Consider the following 20,819-nt stretch of genomic DNA (forward strand, 5'->3'; position numbering starts at 1 on the left):
CAGGGCAAATGCGATCTGCTCTTCCGTAAATTTGCTCGTCTTCATGGCATGGCCTTCGTGTCCGCTTGGACACATCATGCCGAATTTCTCTACTTTTGCACCGGACTATTTCTTGGGTCAGGGTCAAAAAAATCATACCCGAAATTGAATCTCGATATATTTTCCCGACGAAGCCAGCGGTACCAATTTTCACGGAAAAATGGATGGAGCGGATAAACGAAGACTGATCTCCGACAGCATCATGCCATGATGCAGTGGTACGCTGATCACTTCGACAGGCGGCAAACCGGCGCGAACGTGATGAAATAGCGCTCTGAAGCATCGGCCTCCGCGCATAGATCTCCAGAAAGCAAAGCGCGGACTGGTTGTACGCGGACCTACGCAACCACACCGTCGGGCACAGCGCGGCCATACGATACGCGTTGCGGAATCGCCGGATCAAACGTACGCATCGCCCGTTAGGACGATAGACGAGACGTCGGGCCTCGAAGCGCGTACGGTCGCCGCAGAAACTACGTACCGTTTTGGTTCTGCATATGGAATCGCGACTCCATATCTCTCTTTGGCGCTATTCAATTTCATCTCAAAACATGCAAGCGCCGCCCCGACGGTGATGAGCTTGCTGGCGAGAGGCGTAACAACCAGCCTACAGCCACCCAGAACGCTGAAGCTTTGCTGGTATCGCTTCATCGCGCCTAGCAATTGACGGTACGCTTCGAAGGGATTCGCCTCATGTGCATAGAGAACATTCGTCAGTGGCGTCTCTCGAGCGTCAAACAACGGTTCCTTATATTCGATTAGTAACCGATCACCACGCCGCGGCTCTCTCGACGGATGGGGAAGCACTGGGCATATCTCTGCCGAATTCGGTATCGCCGCAGACATCACCTTCTGCATCTGCGCTGTACGATTCTCCCCAAGAATGGGAAACCACACCAGCGGCCAGTCTTGCGTGCTCTCGGTTTGCAGCGCACTTGCGTAACCCGGTATCAGGACGAGTTCATTGGCGGGATCTTCAGAACGAATCTGGCCATCGAGCGCCGCGTCCTCTCCCACCAGCACTTGAAATGTGACGCCTGAGGCAGCTAGAGATGCAGGCGAGTCAGAACCCGCGATCAATCGCTGCAACAGGCCCAACATTATAGAAAGGTAGACGATTCGAGGGAGAGAGCTAACATCCAGTACTATGTCGGTCTGGCCGTCGACCATCTGCACAATCTGTTCGGTACCTCGACGCAATGCACTGCTTGCGCTAATGTCATCTTCACCGTCGATGCCTTCCCCGATCGTCACTGTCCGCGTCGTCTCAGTCGTCCCAATCGTCGAGAACACCTCTTGCAGCGCAGAGGCGTTCTCCTCAGTTTGGGCTTGCAGTTCTTCACTCAATTGATAGCTGCTGAATCCAACGAGAACAAGTTCCGCTCGTTTAACCTCAGCGCGCGACCGTACTAAGCTACCCACGAACTGCTCCATGACCATCCGCGCTCTAGAGTCAAACCCGCGACCACCAATATAAAGCAACGACACCGGCTTTGTATCAGCACGTCGGACGGCGAACATGCTGTCCCACATATCCTGTGCTTCAGTTCCTCGTCGAAATACGTAGCGGTTCCAAAGTGTCATCGCAGCACCTCCAACGATCGACGTTTCGCCGCAGTCGGTCCGCGGTCTAACCACCCTACCAGGACATCCACGGTAACGTCTTGCCAGCCGCCGTATTGCAGCGGGAGTTCATAGTAAGCACATAAAGTGCGATTCAGATAGAAGACCGTTCCGCCTTCACGGTTCGTGCTTGCCGCGCTGTCGCGAGTTGTCAATAGGTTTTCTGCTACGCACTCGGACAGGACGCGTCCGAGCAATGCATAGAGATCGGAAACATTTCCCGCCCCTGGCCGTATCTTATTCAGCTCCCACTGGCTAAGTCGCACGCCGGTAACGCCGGGCGCGTAAGGGGCGTTTAGTTGGAACGTTTTCTCATAGCAGTATTGCCCAATCGCGTCGAGCAAATTTTGCGCTCGTGTACCTTCGGTATGGTTTTTCGGAATGAAATCGTGCTTACGTTTCGCCACTTCCTTAATACGCCGCTCCTGCTCTGCAGGCGACAATCTCGGATCAAGTTGCTTGCGGAGCACCTGTTTCGCTCTCATGCCCTCGTACAAGTTTGCAGCAATTCCAAGTAATTCCTCCACGTTGCCAGTAGCTAGCGAACAAAGACGATCAATCCCGTAGTAAAGCGGCACATCAAGTTCTTCGTGGCAGAAGACCTCCGCTGCGCCAAGCACCTTGCTGTCACTGTCCTCAACTTCTACAGCCGGCAATGGAGCGAGATCGAGCGTCAACTGCCGGCGCGCCTCCACTCTCGCGATCATGATTCTGGTCACATAGAGATCCAAAAGCGCGTCGTACGTTTCGCCTTTCTGACTTAGCTCGGCGTGCGAAAGCCATTCTGCATATCGAATGTCGTTCTTGATCGGGTTAACGCTTTTGCTAAAGTTCTCCCGTGCGACGGCAAATGCGCCCTTTATTTCATCTGCAGCCAGTTGATCTTCAAGATATTGTGAAAAGGCACCTGCAGGGATGACCCGCTGCACGTCGAGTCTTCGATCGAGAATGCTTTGCGCAAAAGTCGCAAACTGATGCCCTCCTCTATTGCCAGCCCACATCTCCTCCAGCGGATAATGTCTGACATCGCGACCTTCGCGGGCTCCCTGAGATAGCAGTTCGTCCCCTAGTGCAATGCTTCTTTCTGCTAGCCAGATCGGGACCGCTGTACGCAGTTCGACGAACTCTTCAAGCAACAACTTTCGCTGCCTTCTCCGTAGGCTCTGAAGATCATCAATCATCAACAGACGTTTTGGTGCGACCGGTCTTCCTTCGTGTACGAAACGGACGCACTGCAACCACAGTACACTTTCGAAGCGGACATGGGCAGGAAAATCGGACGCCATGTCTCCAAGTGAATCTAGCTTCTCATATACATACCTTTCCCGTTCTTCCGCCCATTTGACAACCTCAAGCGCCGATGGATCCGTTGGGATCCAGGTCAAATCGCGCCCTGCCTCGTCGTACTCCAGCCGTAGTTCCGCCAATTGATCAGTTGAGGTGTAGCCAAGAAGCGATGCCAGGCTGCGCAATGTACGAAGGACTACTCGGCAATCAAGCAACGCTCTAAACAGGCCCGCCTGTGCCATCGAAGCACCGGCAGGTAAGTCTGCGTATCCGGATGCACATGACAGAAGAACTCCGAGAAGTTGAGGGCCATCCGTCTCGTGAAGTACCTGTCTAGCCATCAAGCGCTGATAGGACTCACTTGTCTCCTGAACGGCCCGTGCATTCCAAAAGGCGCGCAACGCCATAGGCGTAAAGGCACGCAGCAGTGTGGTCTTCCCACCGCCAGGGGGGCTGGTAAAGAGATGCACCGCCCCCTCGAACGCGTCCTCGTGCAACCGCTCGAGTATTCTGGGCGAAAAGAGTCTGACGAATTCCTGATCGGAAGTCCTCTCCGACATGCGCTCAAGAAATGGATTTGCTCGGTAAGCCACTTAAAACTCCTTGTGGCGGCTGATCCGCGGGAACAGACCCGGGAAACGACCCGACTCCGTGCCCCACAGCAGATAAACTGAATTGTTCGGTGTATTGTGAGATAATACGATAGGCAATGCGCAACCTGCAAAACCCATTTGAGCCGTATTGGTTCCTCCTACTTCGATGTGCTCGTCAAACGCAGCAGGATCGTAGTAGCGCTGTTCTGACAGAATCCGCCGAAACTCAGTCGAATTGTCTTTTGCCAAACTCACGTCTTGCTCGATAGTGCAAAGTACGCGCACCTGCAGCGGTTTATAACCATTTTCTAGAGCAAACCGTTCTGACCAGTACTCGATGTGGTCAATAGCCTGCCTTGTTGCAACATATAGCAACAGGAACACCTCATAGTGGGAGGTATCAACTAGATCACCTTGATGCAAGCGTTCGTAGATTTTTTTTATTTTGCCCTTAAATCGGCCCGACGCTCCGTCAAACCGAATGTACGTATTTCCGCTCCCGGAAAAATCATCCATCAGCCAAACAATCGTGAATTTGGCATCTCTCGACCGTTGATGCTCCGAATTGGACGGTCGCAGCAGATCGATCAGACCATTCGCTTGCGCAACGCCTCCCGCCTCGAACGCACGCCAAATTTCCTCATTTGTCTTTGGTGGTTCGGGCTCGCCTTTCGACAGGGTCTTGCGCAGAGCATCCAACATGTCTTCTGCCTTTGCGTCCCCGAGTTCGTATGCTTGCCAAATCTGTTCGTTGCTGATCTCGCCCCCGCTAAAGCGCCGCAACTCGTTAGTGCGAGCACCGTCGCTCAGCCCGAGGTATAGCGATTTGTTCTGCAACTCTTCAAACCGGGGATCGCGACAGATCTCACCTACCCTGTATGTTGGCAGGCTCCGCTCTTCGGCGACTAACCGGATGCGCTCCTGCACGATCACATCGGGATATGCATGCTGCACAAGATGAGAAATCTCCGGGTCGGAGATATATACAAGCCGCTTCAGAACAAGGTCCAACGCAGACTGCCTGTCCGATGAGTCGAACTGATTCAACCAAAGCGCGAGACTTTCAATAAAACGCTTTCCGGGCCCAAAGCGCTGATATCCATCATATTTGTAGTCCGCGAGCAGACGCAATACTGGTACATATTCCAGAACTGCTTCCTGGTCTTGCCAGTTCATTACCTTGGCGAGCAGATGCTGTGCGTTTTCGTCTTTCATACCTTCCCCGAGGCATTGTCATTATTCGAAGGTAAAGCGAAATGCTTCCGCATCCTCGGCGATTACAGTTCGCTCAAGGTACCAAAGGGTCGCGTCGACATCTCGCTTGTGATGCGGCGCTAGCTTCCATCCCCTGTCTATGCGTCGCGTGGGCTGATCGACGCTGAGCGAAAAGCGATGTTCCAGCAGCGACGAATCATTCCCCGGCCACGCTCCTTGGTCGCCCATAGTCACGATCTCATATGGATCAACTTTGCATGCCTGCGCCATATGTGCAACCAAGTGCGACTTGTCCACGCCGGAGGCCAGCACGTCCACCGAATGTTTGCTTCGAACTACGGTCGATGAATCCAACCCAGCGTGCTTTAGCGCATCAGCCACAACGAACCACATGTTTTCCGCGTTCACTCCATCTTCCAGTCGGATGCTGACTTGGTAGGGATACGTTTCGCGTATGTGCTTGATTGGGACACCGAGGGCCTGCAGTTGCCCGACGATACGTCGCACATGAATGAGAAATTCATTGGTTTTCTCTGATTTTTCGAGCTCTTCGCCGAGTGTGCCTATCCATCCCCCGTTATAGAGCCCGAGATAGATGTTCTTCCACAGATGAGACGGCAACGCATTCCGAAGGTGTCCTTGGATGGAATCACCTCGACCAGATGCGATCCCCACGCTGACCCCAGCCGCGAGAAGACGTTCGATTTGCGACACTACTTTAGGCGACGGGGGAGCATCTCGGCTTTGCGAACTGGATATCGTACCGTCGTAGTCAAAAACAATCGCTCGGAATGTCTGCTGCGACAGTGCCCTCTCGAAGGATTCGAGCGAACGCCCAAGCGCACCGCTGTGGCCCGTCGAGGGCCATCGTGCCCCGAGCACTTCGTATTTCGATTGCTCTCCGCGTGGGACAGTATCTTCGGGAGCTGAAATGAACTTAGGCAGGTCAAGATAATAAAGTTGACGTCCAAATGTCTGCACGTCGGGCCTTGCCGGGTCCCTATTAATCCTCTGAGCTATGAGTGAGACGATGTGCATCTGTGCGACAAGCCCGGCAAGGAGGTCCCGTGGCCTTGCACCCGCAAGTTTCATCGAAAGCACAGGAACTTCCGGCGGCATCAACTCCGCCATTTGTTGCCAGAGCGACTCGAGCCCCGGCTCAATCACGGCGAGAATTGCGCAGTCTTCTGGACGTTCGGAGAGCCATAGGTGGCGCCCATGTGCAAATGATCGTATGTCCGCAACCTGGCAGTAAAGTAGCGCCGATTCCGCTAGTTTAGACTCAAGATCTGCAGCAACTGGTCGCAACAGTGGTGAGAAGACGACAATCAGTCCTTTGCGACGTACTATTTCGTCGACAAACCCGGAGGCCCACTGTACCCATTGCGCAATCGGTTGATCACTTACACGAAGGTCGTCAAATGATCGGGGAAGCTTCTGCGCATTTTCATCAAGTTCCCCGTAGGCGCGCGCGACGATGGTTGCATCCAGCAATAAACTGTTTGTCGCCAGATAGCCATCCTTCTTGGTCAGCTCGAACACATATGTCCGAACCTCCGGTAGCTCGCGAACATGCTTCATTAGGACGCTGTCTGACCTGTTGGTGAGAACGTGCACAGTCCTAGATGTGTGACGACGGGCTCGCTCAAGAGCTTCAACTATGTCCGGATTCTTTCCCTCGGCGGAGATGAGAAACACCGGACTGGAGGAAGCTAACGTCGGGTTGCATACTATTTCCAGCGGTGTAGAAGGGCGGGAAACCCGACCGGTGTAGGCTTCATGCAGATTGCACAGAAGTGATGCAACCGTGTATGAGCCGCCTGAACCAACGGCAATAACGCTGGAGTCCGCGACGCTGGCAACTGCAGCCTTCAGGTCATCTATGTCGGCACTTAACGCACGCGAAAACGTTTCAGCAAGTTGATCAAGCTCACCATCGTATTGACTATTACCCATGTACACATCCGACGAAGTTGTTTAAACCGAACTGTCGACGGTTTTCGAAGCAATTCGCTTTTTGGGGGCGGTGGATTTGGAGGACGCTGCCTTCACACCGCCTCGACGTGCCTGACCGGCTTTTGATTGCGGCTTCCTTTCCTCCCCGTCCATGATCCGTTGACTTGCGGTCGGCGTCCGCTGCGCGTACTGCATGGAGAGCTCTTCCCGCAATTCCATCAGCATCACGCCGAGCATGTTTTCGCCCTTTCCGTCCACTTCACCCCAAAGCCGGTTCACCGCATTGTTCACGGTTCCCGCTTCAACCAGTCGCATCGTTCCGGTGGAGAGAAGTAGATCGCGCAAGTCGTCATGTTGACTGAACTTCGCTCGCAACACTGCGCGCATTCGATCGAATTTGATTTGAGCCCAGTTTGGAACAACATCCCATGTATAGAGGCCATGCGCAGCCATTGCTGCTAGAGCTGGCGTCGGTGCGCTTAGAATCCACTCCCGGACGGCCGGCTTGCTTGCCTTGCCGGCCTGATAAGCGTGTTCCGTTGTCGGGTAGATACGACCATCGAACTCAATCGGCCTTGGATATAGGTTACTGAAAGCCCCGTACGGCTTCTCATTTGAGCGATAGAACCGGATTTCTCCAGCGCTCTTTTGCGAGGAACCCTCGGGCCGCGCCGATTTGATGCTTTTCTTCATGACTTCCCGTCCTTCTCTTTCGATCGTTGCGTCAGTCCCAATGCGTCGCAGTGCCTAATCACCAAGACCTCAATCAGGCTGGTGATGCTGCGTCTCTCGTATTTGGCAGCGGCCTCTGCTGCCGCCTTGATTTCGGGGGCAATTCTTATAGATAGGGTTGCAGTTTTGGTCTTCGATCGCGCATGAGACATGAGAGCTACCCCTCAGGGTGATGTACTGCGGTTTGCGATGCATTATACGGGTCTCGGCGCCCTGTCGGCCAATATTCCGGCGCCTCCACCGGGTAACCGCGGCGCACATTGCTTTCGATTGCCAAGCCGGGAAAATGCGTTACAGGTCTACTGGCAGGCTGCTGCACTTGCGTCCGCGTGGGGCCAACCGCAAACGTCAGCAGAAGTTGCAACTGCCGATCGACAGGCCGGAGAGATCAAATAGAGGTTGCGCCACCGGACGACGAACTTCACCCTCGCGTTGCCAGATCGTACACGCCCGAGCAGCGATGCACCGAGTACCTCGCGCCTCTACGCCCTGGGTACCTCCGGCAGGATGATCGCGTTCGCGTTGCCGGTTTCATCCTCCATCTGATGAAGATCACACCGTTCGCTGTTGCAGGCTCCTGTCGTACCGTCACAATCCCGCATCCCCGTGCAAGTTGCCCATTGCGGTACCCGCGAAGCACGCAAGCGGGCATCAGTCCCTGTTTCGCCAGCCGCCCACGAAGCAGTTCGAGTGGATGGCGTCGGAGCGTCAGCCCGATTGAACGGTAGCCCCCAGGATGCCCTCGGCTTCAGATGCCCGACGCAGCCACAACGGGCGCGAGCAGCGCAGCCGGCCTGCGCCTGACTGCTGAAGCAGCAGGTCCGTCAAGGCCCCAACGGGCCGCCCACGTACGTGGACGAGCCGCGACGACGCACGCCAGAGCCACGGGTGGAGTTCTTCAGGAAAGATGCCAACAGAGATCACCGGTTTGCGAAAATACCTGTATGAATGTACAGTATCGTACACGGACATTCATCGCTGCAAGCTGGCACTTTTATTCTCTTGGTAGTGCGACATGGACATATGCGTATGCAGGACGCAGCCGATGCCCGATCGCCAGCCTGCGCGACGCGCCAGGCGATGCGGTAATCGACGAAGCAATCCAACATAGCAAGGCCGGCGAATCAGCCTTCTTCGTCCGAGAAAACGGCCGAACGGCCGACGCGCCGATGCCCGCGCCAACGAACGCCTCGCTGGTGGATCGCGCTATCATCGATCGCCACTTCTACCGTGGCTGCGATGGATCCTGTGTCGGCACCGGACAGCGTTGCCCGACGCGCCAAGATGGTCGCTGTCCGAAGGAGAATGCCTTGCACCATCTTGCCTTGCTGCTTCTGCCGCCTGTTGCGTTTCCTGTACTGGCCGGAACGGCGGAAGTGCGCACGAGCCGCTACGTGGAGGTCTGGAATCCGCCTGAAGCACAGCAGAAGCTTCTCCATGGTCGTAGCGTTACGCACCTCGTCCATCGTCCACCGTCTGCGCAGACCGATGCCCGCACGCGCCGCCTGGCTGAAATGGCGCCGATGCCGTCCGGTAGCATGACGAGCACACCCGGCCAGAAACCCGCCAACAGGGCACCAACCATTCCGCCGATGCTAGGTCCGGACGGAGGGCCTTTTGTGGTGTGAAACAACGGAACTGCGACTGCATCGGATCAGGAGGCGGCGATGAACATCCTGTGTGGCACGGCTGGCTGGACGGACAAAACCCTCATCGCCTGCAAGCGGTTCTATCCGCGGGGCTGCAGCAGCGCGGAGGCGCGTCTGCGCTACTACGCGTCATGCTTTCCGCTGGTCGAGGTGGACTCCAGCTTCTACGGCATGCCGTCCGCCTCGAACTCCCGGTTATGGGCCGAACGTACGCCCGAGGGCTTCACATTCAACTTCAAGGCGTTCCGTCTGCTGACGGGTCACCAGACGCCACGCGAGGCGCTGTCGGCCGACATAGCCGCAGCAATTCCGGACAGCGACAAGAAGAACCTGTACTACCGTGATTTACCCGCCGATGTACTCGACGAACTCTGGCGACGGTATCGCGAGGCGCTCGACCCACTTCGCAGAACCGGCCGGCTGGGCGCGGTGCTGTTCCAGTTCGCGCCGTGGCTGACAAGCGCACCTGAAGGCGTCGCCCATGTCGAGGAATGCGCCCGCCGTATGCATGGCGATCTCGTTGCGGTCGAGTTCCGCAACAGCTCGTGGCTGGACGATCGGCATCTCAACTCAACACTCGCCATGCTCAAGATCCATGGCCTCGTTCACGTTGTCATGGACGCACCGGCCGACGTCAAGAACCGCGCACAAACTGTCTGGGTGGTGACTAACCCAGCACTGACGTTGGTGAGACTCCACGGTAGAAACGCAACTACGTGGAATGCAACGGGAGCAACGTCTGCATCCGTTCGCTTCGACTACGATTACGGCAACGACGAGCTCACCACACTCGCCGGCTCTATCCGCAACATCGCATCGCATGTCGACAGAACGCACGTGATTTTCAACAACTGCTTCGAGGATCAGGGACAGCGTAATGCTACGACGTTGATCGAAATACTCGCTGGTGGTCGGTGAAACTGGATCGCGACGGGTCTACGTGCCGAACAAATCGGTGACAGTCAAAGACCGCGGAACAGAGTCGGCAGCGTAACCACGCCGACGCCACTGTATGCCAGCCTTCCAGATCTCAATAGCATGTTTTTTCGAGTAACCCCGAATCGTTCTGGAGCGGAAACGCAATGATTTTTGGTAACGACATTGATCGGACGCGGCTCGATGGTAAGCGCGAGGACGAAGGTGATTTCGACTATCTCAACGTATCGAGTCGCGCGGAAGCTGCAAGGGTTCGCGACTTCCTTGAGTGCTGCCTGCAGGAGTATCCGAACGAGCATCGGGCTGAAATCATCCAACGCCTCCGGCAGTCAGACATCCAGTTTGCCTCGGCCGCGTTCGAACTGTTCCTTTACGCGTGTTTCCTGAGAATGGGCTGGACGGTTGACGTACACCCGGAGGTGCCGAATGGCAATGGCAGGCGACCGGACTTCCGGGTGCGTACCGGCACTGCGGAGGCATTCTACATTGAAGCTACCCTCGCGCGTCAGTTCAGCGATGCCGAACTGGCAGCGGAACGGCGAAAAGCCGAAGTACTGCGTGCGATTGATGACATGCCGTGTCCGGATTTCGTCCTCGACCTGGACGTTGAAGGGAGCCCACGAACCAACGTGCCTCGCAAGAATCTGCGCCATCGCATTAGACGATGGCTTGCATCGCTGGATGCCAATGCTGTTGAAGCACAGATCAGGGAAGGGCGTCCCCGCGAGGAACTGCGGTACGAACACGACGGCTGGACGATCATCGTCAGAGCGATCCCGCGTCGTCCGGGACGTGCGTCGGGAGGTCGGACGATAGGGATACGCGGCCTCGGCATCCGATCGGTGAACATCGTCCAGGCGGTTAAGTCTGCGGCAAAATCCAAAGCTTCGCGCTATGGAAATCTGGATCTGCCGCTCGTCGTAGCAATCAACGTCGAAGAGGAATTCGCGGATGTAACGCAGGAGCGAGACGCCCTCTTCGGCCAGTTGCAGTTCTGGATTCCACGTGACGGGTCGCACGGTGAGAGACAAGTCGTCCGCTTGCCCGACGGCGTATGGCACGGGCCACAAGGACCTCAGCATACGAGGTTAAGCGGCACTTGGCTCTTCCGTCGGTTCGATCCCTGGCATTTCGTCGCGCGTGGATCGAATTTACTCTACGTCAATCCGTGGGCCGCATTACCCGTTCCACCCAGCGCCTTGCGCTTCCCATATGCCTCCGTGGAGAATGGCCGGCTTGTCGAACACGAAGGAATAACGTTTCGAGACGTCTTCTGCCTTGATGCCAACTGGCCGAATGAACCCAATGCAGCTATTAGAGCACCACAGATTGGCGCTATGTGACGTTAGTCAGAGACCGCCACGCCCCGAAAGCCACCTTCCCCATCCCCACCTCTCATCATGCCAAATGCAATCGCATTTTTCCCCTGGGTGAGCGTCGAGGAAGTCATCGACGCAGGCACCGTGCGACTGTCGCCGTACCGACGCGGACAACGTCCCGGAAGCCGTCCTGAAATTAGCCAGACCGACATGGATGGTGTCCTCGCCGCCTATGCCGATCACCCTCACATGCCGATCGCGCGAGCCACAGTTCTCGAACTGGAAGACTGGGTGGCAGGCTCGGAAGTGACCGGCAATCTTGACGCACTTTTTCGCGCGAGAAACGCAGTTGCCTTTTCCGCGCTGAGCCAGCGCAAGCTCTTTTCGGGCTCCTTCCACTATTGCAACTACGATGCGTACACGCTCGTCGTCCAGGCTTTACGACCTGGTCAGACGGGATCATTTGCATTTACTACTCGCCGTCGCGATGGGGGCACAACCCATCACTGGTCGTCCGACGAGTTCGCATTTCATCGTCCAAATCACGTCGAATCGCGGGCAATAGTCAGCATCGACAAGCAACTGCTCGAGGCCACATTGCGCATTGATCCGACGAAGTCACCCGGCCTGTACGAGGCGCTGGTCGAATTCTGCTGCGCGAACACCGACTCCCCGGACATTCCGGAGCATGTGGAATTGGTCATGATGAAGTCGGCATTCGAATGGCTGCTGGGTATCGACCAGAAGGCGGATAGTTTCACCAAGGCGATCGAAAGCGCGATCGGCGATATGCTGCCAGCTTCGGAGCAGCATGGTCCACTCGAAAATGAATGGAAAAAGCGTCGCCCTCACGCGACACGCCTTCTCGACGCGTGGGCCAGAGAATTTTGTGCCGTCCGTGGAATGTCGGCTCACGGGAAACAGCGGGATGCGGATCGGTTCGTTTGGTCAGCACGTGCACACCTTGCTTTCACTTCGATGCTCTTTCCCCTCCTTTTCAAGAAAAGGCTCGCTAGCGAGCGACTCTTCGAGATCGATTCCTATGACGTCGAGCGACTTCGATGCATTGAGGACTATCTACTTCATGATCCGTTCTCGTTTGACTGGAAAGGTGACCAGACTCATCCATGGATTGAAATAGATAACACATCCCTTATCAGCGCCAAGGCTCACCTGTTCTATCCCGCATCGCAATGATCGAATCGCGACGTATCGCCCATCTCGACATGGATGCATTCTATGCATCCGTCGAGCTGCTGCGTTACCCGGAGTTGCGTGGTCAGCCAGTCGTGATTGGCGGCGGCCGCAACGCGATACCCAAAATATTGCCTGACGGCACCCGACGCTTCCGGCGGCTTCGCGAATACGCGGGCCGCGGAGTCGTGACTACGTCCACTTACGAGGCACGCGCGCTCGGCGTATTCTCTGCAATGGGGATGATGAAGGCGGCGCAACTCGCACCCGATGCAATCCTACTGCCAACCGACTTCGACTCGTACCGGCACTACTCACGGCTCTTCAAGACGGCCGTGGCGACATTCACGACGCAGATCCAGGACCGCGGGATCGACGAGATTTACATCGACCTGACCGACGTGCATGGCGACTCTCCAGAGATTGGCGCGGCGATCAAACAGGCGGTGCGCGATGCGACCGGGCTTACGTGCTCGATCTGTATCGCACCGAACAAGCTGCTCGCGAAGATCGGCTCGGAGCTCGACAAACCTGACGGACTGACAATCCTGACGCCAGCCGACGTTTCGTCGCGTATCTGACCGCTACCCGCTCGAAAGGTGAACGGCATCGGGCCGAAGGCCAGCGAGAAGCTCGCGTCGCTCGGCATCCATACCGTCGGTGACCTCGCAAACGCGGCGCCGGAATTTCTACAGACTCACTTCGGGCTGCGCTACGCCACGTGGCTGACGGAAGTGGCACAGGGCATCGACGAGCGACCGGTCGTCGTGTCGTCGGAACCGAAGTCGATAAGCCGCGAAACCACTTTCGAGCGGGACCTGCACCCGCACCGCGATCGCCCCTTGCTCTCAGAGACGTTCACACGACTCTGCGTCCGGGTTGCAGAGGACTTGCAACGCAAGGGATATACCGGACGCACCGTCGGGATCAAGTTGCGCTTCGACACGTTCGAAACGGTCACACGCGATCTGAGTATCTCGGTAGCAACAGCCGACGCAACCACAATCCGTCGTGCGGCCACGGAATGTCTGAAACGCATCCCCCTGAAGCGCCCCCTGCGCCTACTCGGCGTGCGAGTCAGCGCACTGGAAGGTGCCGCAGCTCTTCCTGTCGGTCAGCCGCATCAGCCGGATCTATTCGAGACGTCTCTGTTGGCCATAGATCCGAGCCCGTGGCTCGCCCAACAAAGCGGTAACAAAGTGTAAATCTGAACTGTCACACAGTACAGTTGGTACGACTGGCAAGCTCATCATTCCACTTGTTCCATCACGATGTCGATTCATCGTGTCCATTGCGGTGAGACGGGCACTATGGATAATCGAACATGACCAGGGCATCCCGGAGTTGTGCAAAATGGATCAGGTAATGCGCATGAAGGATGTTGTGAAAAAGATCGGCCTGTGCCGCGCAACCATCTATGCAATGATCAGCCGCGGAGAGTTCCCGCGCCCCATTCGCATCGGAGAACGTGCAACAGGCTGGCGCGAATCGGAACTGGAAGCCTGGCTCGCGAACCGCACCTCGGCCCGAGAGCGGTCGGCGCCGACGCTACCGTCGGGCCGCTAACTACCCGCCGGCAACATCACGACACGCCCACAGCCAGCATCGTGCCGCGGCAACTCAACGCGCCGCACCGACAGACGTAGCTCAGTCTGGTTTCTTCGTCCGTCGGATCGTCTACGGCCAACTGGTAATCGAGAAAAAGCTCCTCGCCGGGTGCAATCGCGGCCGACGCGTGAATGAATACACGGTCTCCGATCTCCAGTGCCTCGCAATTGGAATCGCATGAGTGATTCAGCCATCGCGCGCTGTTTCCCCGGCGCCCGCCGTCGATTACCCGTCCGTCCGACAAGCCGAAGAAATACGTGTGGCCGGCTGCGCCAGAGCTTCCGTGCTGCCTGACGGCCGCCGACCACTCGATCGTCTCACCCTTGTATTCGAAAATCCGCTCGCCGGCTTCGAGCGCCCGTAACGCGAACACGCCGCGCCCATGCACAGGCGAGCGTCGAACCACCACACGTCGCTGCACGACCTGTCTCTTCAGCTTTTTCATGGGCGAAGTATAGGGCGACAAATTGAAACCTACGTGTACTTCTTGAAGTACTTCGCCATGTTCCATACGGCGATCACGATCATTATCGACACTGGCCAGAAAAGCAACCAGATCGGCAACTGTACCGGCGCGACCAGCCAGATGATTGAAGTCAACGGGATGACGCCGAACATCAGCAGATGCTTTGCATGGTGGTAACGGGTAGCGGATTCATGTCCGCCCTGCGCTCGTCTCGCGTCTCGCGCTATCAGCCCGTCAACCAGAGCGACGGCGATCGCGAGCGCGAACTGCGGAATCGTCATCGCGAGCATGGCGATGCGAACGCCGAAGAGCTTCAATCCGACCATCGCAACCATGAGCGCCTCGCGTGTCGCCCCGGAAAACGCCGGTCGCAGGTACGAGCCCAGACCATGCGAAGGCAGTACGCCTGCCTCCCATGCCCGCGCCGACGCATCGATACCGGTCCAGCCAAACCAGCTCCAGTAAGCGCCGTCGGCCGCCCGCGCAGCCATGTCAGGATCGGTCGTCTCGTTCAGGTAATAGCGCAGGAGCGCCTGGACCGCGCCCACCGGATCGTCGCGCCAAAGGAGATGCGCGGCCACGAGATCCGCTATCACTGCGAGAATGCTGGCCAGCAGCAGCCAGAGAGCAACGTGGATCGCCAGATCGACGATCCAGAAAAACGACTTCACGCTATCGGCATTTCCGTCACGCGTCTTCGCAGCCACGCTCGCTCCCGTCGCGTCAGAATCCCGCGCCCTTGCCTTCCACAGCCCACGGTTCGGTTGATTGCGAAGCACCGACGTGCGCCCGAACCGGCATAAAACTACCCACCGCGCCGCCGATGGTATCGGGCGCCACACCGCCTGCGTCATCGAACGGCGACACCGCCTGGACATAGGACACATAGCGCGACCGCATGTCCGCCACCACATCGTCCAGTCCAGGGAGCATGATGGGGTCATGCGCCTCGAGCAGCGGCAACCGGATCTTCACAAGCTGGCCGCCCTCGATGAGCGCGAACGCCTGGCCTTTCGGCAACTGCGTCAGATCGGCCGCCTGCAGCGTCGGCACCTGCCGCACTGAAATCTGGTCGTGCGTCTGCGCGGTAAAATGCACGCCCTCGCCGCGCCGCACGGCGTCGGTTGCCGACGACGCAAGCGTGAACGTCTTCACGTCGACCATCGGGAGCTGGTCGGTCAGGATCTTCGCCGTCGTCACGTACTTCACCCGCAGCATCACGAGCGTGTTGAAGTTGCCGAAGATCTGCTCGGCCTTCGCGCGTGAGCCGATCTTTGCCTCCAGGTCGGCGCTCGTCTGTGTGTAAGCTGTGACCTGAAAACCCGCGCCGCCCGCCTTGTTGACCAGCGGTACGAACTCATCTCCGACCAGTTCGTTAAATTCGTCGGCGTGGATCGACACGCGCCGCCTTCCCGCCGCCATGCTCTGCCCGTAGCCGTGCCCGTACTTGTAGATGCGGCCCACGGTCGACGTCAGATCGGCGAACATTGCGTTGCCGACGACGCCGGCGACCTCAAAGTCGGACAAGGCATCCAGTCCAACGTACACGATGCCGCCGCGGTCCATCACCCGGTTCCAGTCGAACACTGGACGCGGATCATGAGCGTCGTCATAGTCGGGCGACAACAGCTCAGATGTCCTCCCGGTGGTGAGCTTTTCCAGGAGCGGATAGAGCGACGAAACAAGCTTGTCGAAATACGAGCGCTCGTTGCTGATCACCGATAGCAAGCCGTTGGCGATCGGATCAGTCCAGCCCTTCTGCCGGATCAGGTTCGCCACCTGCAGCACTTCCTGATTGCGTTGCAGACGCATTGCCTGCTTTGCCTCTTCCTTGTCCAGCGGTTCCAGCCCCGCCTCCCAGCCGGCGTGATCGCGATCCAGCCAGAAACGAAAATATCGCAGCGCCAGCCCGTCGATGTTCACCGCGTTCTGGTAAATCATCTCGTAGGTCGGGCGGATGCCCAGCGCACTCATCGCCCGCGCCATTACGTTCACGAAACGCCAAACAAAGTCGCGAAACGCGGCCGACTGGCCCTCCTTCGGCAGGTTGCCGGCGATACGTGTTGCCACCTCCGTGATCCGCGAGTAGGTGCCAATCGGGCTATAGCGTGCCGACCTGTCGGGATAGCCGAGGTGGAAGAACGTGAACTCGCCTTCCCGCCCGCAACGCTTTGCCTCGGCATACATGCGCAGCAGCAGGTCAACGTCGCCCTTCGGATCGAACACGATCACGATGTCGCCGCGACGGATATCCTGGGCCACGAGCACTTCGCACAGCCGGGTCTTGCCCACACGCGTCGTGCCCAACACCGCCATGTGCCCCACACGCTCGCCGATGTCGAACCAGATGTCCTGCTCGTCCGGCTCGACGCCATGCAGTGCGGGGTCGCCACCGACCGGCGGCAACGGCGCGACGGGATTCCACCATGCCTCGCGCTGCGTCACACGCGCGACCCGGCTCCCGGGATGCTGCCGCTCATGATGCCGCGCGCGGTCGTACAGATCATTGCGGGCAAGCAGCCGACGGTTTTCCGGAAGACGAGCCTGGACGTCGGGCGCGGCGACACGGGAGATCGAAACCTACGTCACGGTAACCGATCCGGTCGCCCAGCGCGTCGTGCAGACACCAGGTCTTACGCGCGAGTTCATCGAAAACTCGACATCGTTCTCGCCCGACGGGCAACTCGCCTATCTGATCTTCACGCTGATCGAAAGCGTGAACGGCAAGCCGTCGCGACCGAAACAGATGCTGCTCACAATCAGCTTTCTGCTTGCGCCCGAGACCCTGAAACCAGACGAGGAAAAGGACAACCCGATCGGCCTGCGCATCACTCACTTCAGCATCACGCCCTGCCGCTTGGAATGAAAGTTGGTTTACCGGCGTCAAGACAGGGATGCCGTCGGGAAACGCATTTTTTTGCGTATGTTAAGACCTTGGAGTGCCCAATTTGGCGGACTTCGGTGGTCGGCGTCTTGTGCGGCATCCGGATGTCGTCGACATCCTCACGCCGTCGTAACGCTGTGATGGCCCGCTTCAGGTAGGTGCTCTACGGCGGAACCCCAGAATGTTCCGCCGCTTCAATTTGGAGACTCCGTGCCCTACTTCCGATATCGTCGTCCGACGCCCATGGTTGCAGTGCTGGTAGCGTCATTGTTTCCGTGTTCCAGTATGGCCACCGCCGCGACAGGTCAGGCGCCCGACTCCGAATCGAGTGTTGCGTCGCCCCCCAATCCAGCCCCGGCGGCTGTGGCAGAGTCTTCAGATTTGGTGCCCGACACGCCATCCAGCGCGGCGACTCCTCCCGCGCCTGCGGTTGCCGCAGAGTCTGTTTCGGACAAAATGACACGCTTGGCTGCGTATAGCCCGAAGGGTTGGAATATTCGCATGCCCGAGCCGGCAGGCACTATTGATCCAGATCCGTTCAATTTTCGGTCGAAACTTGCAGACAATGGATTCGGATGGTTTGGCTGGACCAACAATTCGGTTTCCTACGATTTTCACAACCATGGGCGTTCTCCATTGCCGCAGGTCTATAACGGTCAGAAGGCGACTTGGTATAGCGTGAATTTCTTCTATCTCACCTATGACCTGTCGCGCGTGGGTCTCAACGGTGGTCAGTTGGTCGCATCCACTTCGTTCATCAGGGTCAATTGGGAACCCATCGGACCGTCTCAGCGGTTTCGCGTTGGTGTGCTCGAGTGGTACCAGCCGCTGTTTGACGGGCGGGTCGAACTAAACATTGGGTATCTGTCGAACAGCTTCAACTACACAGGTACGAATGTGGGCGGAAACATTGCCGGCGGGACGTTCGGGGTAAGCGCGAGCATTCCAACGCAGACAGGGATGAGCAGCACGCTGGCGACACGGCCTGGCGTCAATGTGAAAACCTATCTGGGTGGCGGCTTCTACAACCAGGTCGGCGTACAGAGGTCCCTCGATCCTGCTGGCCTTGTGACGGAAGTCACTCAGACGAATACTGGTGCTGGTCTGGGATGGGGCGGCGCCGACACTGGGCTCCTCTATCTTGAAGAGTTCGGCCTGCGTCGAAACGGCGGGCCGGGGCAGCGCGATATCTGGCTTCGTGCGGGCTACACCTATAACACTAGCGACTTCGAAAGCCTTAGCGCTCCCGGGACACGGGCTCACAACTATATGTTCACCCTGCTAGGGGACTATCAGGTTTACCAAGTCGGTGATTCCGCCCGAGGTATCTACGCCGGCTTTTCGATCATGCATTCCCCCGCGTCTGTCAATAGATTCACGGACTACTACGAAGCTCGCTTATATGCGAAAGGCCTCTTCTCGTCACGGCCCGCGGACATGATTTCCTTCATCGTCAACCAGAATCGCTTTAGCAAGTATGCGATTCAAGACGCCGTACTGGCAGGACGCACGTTGACAGTTGATAAAACCACTACGGTATCGCTTGGCTATACAGCCAAGGTTTATTCGGGAGTCTATGTGACGGCTGGAGTGTCGTATGTGGACCATCCTCGACCGATTTCAACGATTCCGAGCCAGAAATCCGCGATCACTGGAAGTACGTCTTTGCTTGTATACTTTTGATAGATAAGACGTTCCGGCGTCCTGCCGCGGTCGAACAATGCAGCAGGACACTGGACTCTGAATATGTCATCAGCGCTTGTGCGAATGGGCGATGCCTGCCCGGAGACAAGCCTCGCAAAGCCCTCATGGCTGGTGGCCTGGCACATTCGCCACGAAACCTACCAGAAACAATTGGCTGACAGCCGGCGACGTGCGGCGGCATGCTGTGTTCTCCAAGACTGTCTAAGCCGCTGCGCTTACCGACGAGAGCTGCGTCAGATAGGCCGCCACGGTAAGCGCCGTTCCAGGATTGCGTTTGCGAGGCCCCTCCGACTTCAACTTTGCGATGTAGATGTTGCGAGGCCGAGTTCGGCGAGGACGGTCTGGGTGTCGGCGCCGACAGGACCGTAGGCTCTGGGTGTCGCGTTGGGGGTCCGCGAGTAACGCGGCGCCGGCGCCGGCTGGACCTGCCCATCGATCTCAATGAAGGTTCCCCGCGCAACGTTGTGGCGGTGCTTCGGCGCCTCGGCCATGGACAGCACCGGCGCGAAGCAGGCATCGGTGGCCTCCAGCAGCGCGCACCATTGATCCCGCGTCTTAGTGCGGAACAACGCCCGGACCTTGTCCTTCAGCGCCGGCCAGGCGGCCGGGTCCATCTGCCGGTTGAAGTCAGTATCGCTGTCCAGCCCCGTCAGCTGACGCATAGTGGCGTAGAACTGCGGCTCGACCGAGGCGATGGAGATGTAGCCTCCATCGGCGGTCTGATAGACGTCGTAGAAGTGCGAGCCGCCGTCGCCCTGATTGGAGCCACGCATGTCCTTCCAGGTCCCTTGCGCGAACATGCTGTAGAACACGGTCATCAGGCTGGCCGCACCATCGACGATGGCGCAATCAATCACCTGGCCCTTGCCGGTCTTCTGCACATTCCAGATCGTCGCCAGCAGGCCGAAGGCCAGATACATGCCGCCGCCGCCGTAGTCGCCCACCAGATTTAGGGGCACCGCCGGCGGCTCGCCACGGCGACCGATGTTATGCAAGGCGCCCGTGATGGCAATGTAGTTGAGATCGTGGCCTGCGGCCTGGGCGTATGGCCCATCTTGGCCCCAGCCCGTCATGCGGCCATAGGCCAGGCGAGGATTGTCCGCGAGCAGCGTCTCGGGTCCCAGTCCCAGACGCTCCATCACCCCCGGCCGATAGCCCTCGATGAGGCCATCGGCGGTCTTGCAAAGGGCGCGCAGGGCCGCACTACCCTCGGGAGTCTTGAGGTCCAGCACCACGGAGCGGCGCGAGCGCATGGTGGCGTCCACCGGGGCGACGCCGCCCGGGCGCTCCACCCGGATCACCTCTGCTCCATTGTCCGCCAGCATCATGGCCGCAAACGGGCCCGGACCAATGCCAGCCAACTCCACAATCCGAATACCCGACAGCGGACCCGCCATGCCAATCTCCTCAATAGTTTGACTTACCTGACGCGCAGAGGACTACCGCGAAGCCGTAAGTGCCGCCAAGCCCGATTAGCGCTCATTGGGCGCCCCTCCCTTCGAGAAAAATCTAAATGCGACGGTAGCCATAACGCGGGTATTGGATCGACAGTATGCTCATTGCCGCCAGTACGGCAGCCGATCTATTCCGGAGGCTCGGCGCTACTGCGGCATT

Annotated in this window: 14 protein-coding genes and 4 pseudogenes; 8 read left to right on the top strand and 10 right to left on the bottom strand. The window is 57.9% G+C overall.

Features of this window, described 5'->3' with window-relative positions; genetic code table 11:
* Nucleotides 1-438: 438 nt before the first annotated feature.
* The 6 genes and pseudogenes from WS95_RS07015 to WS95_RS35625 form a co-directional block, all read right to left on the bottom strand.
* The gene (locus tag WS95_RS07015; RefSeq protein ID WP_082746863.1) at nucleotides 439-1,623 is read right to left on the bottom strand and encodes a hypothetical protein; all 1,185 of its coding nucleotides are present in this window, start codon (nucleotides 1,621-1,623) and stop codon (nucleotides 439-441) included.
* Entirely contained in the window at nucleotides 1,620-3,542 is a 1,923-nt protein-coding gene (locus WS95_RS32825; protein WP_082746864.1) for an ORC-CDC6 family AAA ATPase, read from the bottom strand. Before WS95_RS32825 ends, WS95_RS07015 begins: the two co-directional genes overlap by 4 nt.
* Nucleotides 3,543-4,757, bottom strand: coding sequence for a phosphoribosyltransferase-like protein (locus tag WS95_RS07020; protein ID WP_059822988.1), 1,215 nt, complete (start codon nucleotides 4,755-4,757; stop codon nucleotides 3,543-3,545).
* 21 nt (nucleotides 4,758-4,778) lie between these two features.
* A complete protein-coding gene (locus tag WS95_RS32830; RefSeq protein WP_082746865.1) occupies nucleotides 4,779-6,713 on the bottom strand; it encodes an HAD-IIB family hydrolase in 1,935 nt (644 codons plus the stop codon).
* Nucleotides 6,714-6,734: 21 nt separating this feature from the next.
* The gene (locus tag WS95_RS07030; RefSeq protein WP_082746866.1) at nucleotides 6,735-7,406 is read right to left on the bottom strand and encodes an NADAR family protein; all 672 of its coding nucleotides are present in this window, start codon (nucleotides 7,404-7,406) and stop codon (nucleotides 6,735-6,737) included.
* Between the two features lie 387 nt (nucleotides 7,407-7,793).
* Nucleotides 7,794-8,172 (bottom strand): annotated as a pseudogene (locus WS95_RS35625) (error-prone DNA polymerase); the annotation flags it as partial.
* Nucleotides 8,173-8,389: 217 nt separating this feature from the next.
* Between WS95_RS35625 and WS95_RS35305 the strand changes: the two are divergent.
* From WS95_RS35305 to WS95_RS07060, 6 genes and pseudogenes are all read left to right on the top strand, one after another.
* On the top strand, nucleotides 8,390-9,073 hold the full coding sequence (locus tag WS95_RS35305; RefSeq protein ID WP_179950172.1) for a hypothetical protein: 684 nt from the start codon (nucleotides 8,390-8,392) through the stop codon (nucleotides 9,071-9,073).
* A gap of 39 nt (nucleotides 9,074-9,112) precedes the next feature.
* Nucleotides 9,113-10,012, top strand: coding sequence for a DUF72 domain-containing protein (locus tag WS95_RS07040; RefSeq protein ID WP_059822992.1), 900 nt, complete (start codon nucleotides 9,113-9,115; stop codon nucleotides 10,010-10,012).
* A gap of 164 nt (nucleotides 10,013-10,176) precedes the next feature.
* Nucleotides 10,177-11,373 carry a hypothetical protein gene (locus WS95_RS34685; RefSeq protein ID WP_156444448.1) on the top strand — a complete coding sequence of 399 codons (1,197 nt, stop codon included), beginning with the start codon at nucleotides 10,177-10,179 and terminating at the stop codon, nucleotides 11,371-11,373.
* A 57-nt stretch (nucleotides 11,374-11,430) separates the two neighbouring features.
* A complete protein-coding gene (locus tag WS95_RS07050; RefSeq protein WP_156444449.1) occupies nucleotides 11,431-12,546 on the top strand; it encodes a hypothetical protein in 1,116 nt (371 codons plus the stop codon).
* Nucleotides 12,543-13,748: pseudogene (gene dinB, locus WS95_RS07055) on the top strand (DNA polymerase IV). The gene WS95_RS07050 and the pseudogene dinB overlap by 4 nt, the downstream one beginning before the upstream one ends.
* A 148-nt stretch (nucleotides 13,749-13,896) precedes the next feature.
* Nucleotides 13,897-14,109 (top strand): helix-turn-helix transcriptional regulator, encoded by a 213-nt coding sequence (locus WS95_RS07060; protein WP_059822998.1) that lies wholly within the window; start codon nucleotides 13,897-13,899, stop codon nucleotides 14,107-14,109.
* A 16-nt stretch (nucleotides 14,110-14,125) separates the two neighbouring features.
* On the opposite strand, the gene WS95_RS07065 is transcribed toward WS95_RS07060, so the two are convergent.
* The 3 genes and pseudogenes from WS95_RS07065 to traD form a co-directional block, all read right to left on the bottom strand.
* A complete protein-coding gene (locus WS95_RS07065; RefSeq protein ID WP_059823000.1) occupies nucleotides 14,126-14,596 on the bottom strand; it encodes an SET domain-containing protein in 471 nt (156 codons plus the stop codon).
* A gap of 29 nt (nucleotides 14,597-14,625) precedes the next feature.
* Nucleotides 14,626-15,324: a DUF4400 domain-containing protein gene (locus WS95_RS07070; RefSeq protein ID WP_059823002.1), complete on the bottom strand. Its 699-nt coding sequence runs from the start codon at nucleotides 15,322-15,324 to the stop codon at nucleotides 14,626-14,628.
* A gap of 16 nt (nucleotides 15,325-15,340) precedes the next feature.
* Nucleotides 15,341-17,164: pseudogene (gene traD / locus WS95_RS07075) on the bottom strand (type IV conjugative transfer system coupling protein TraD); the annotation flags it as partial.
* Here traD and WS95_RS07080 point away from each other — a divergent pair.
* Nucleotides 17,160-17,483 (top strand): annotated as a pseudogene (locus tag WS95_RS07080) (VirB8/TrbF family protein); the annotation flags it as partial. The pseudogenes traD and WS95_RS07080 overlap by 5 nt on opposite strands.
* 303 nt (nucleotides 17,484-17,786) lie before the next feature.
* Nucleotides 17,787-19,184 (top strand): carbohydrate porin, encoded by a 1,398-nt coding sequence (locus WS95_RS07085; RefSeq protein WP_179950173.1) that lies wholly within the window; start codon nucleotides 17,787-17,789, stop codon nucleotides 19,182-19,184.
* A gap of 314 nt (nucleotides 19,185-19,498) precedes the next feature.
* On the opposite strand, the gene WS95_RS07090 is transcribed toward WS95_RS07085, so the two are convergent.
* Entirely contained in the window at nucleotides 19,499-20,602 is a 1,104-nt protein-coding gene (locus tag WS95_RS07090; protein WP_059823006.1) for a CaiB/BaiF CoA transferase family protein, read from the bottom strand.
* Between the last annotated feature and the right edge of the window lie 217 nt (nucleotides 20,603-20,819).

It is taken from the genome of Burkholderia sp. MSMB1826, from assembly GCF_001526325.1.
GTDB lineage: Bacteria > Pseudomonadota > Gammaproteobacteria > Burkholderiales > Burkholderiaceae > Burkholderia.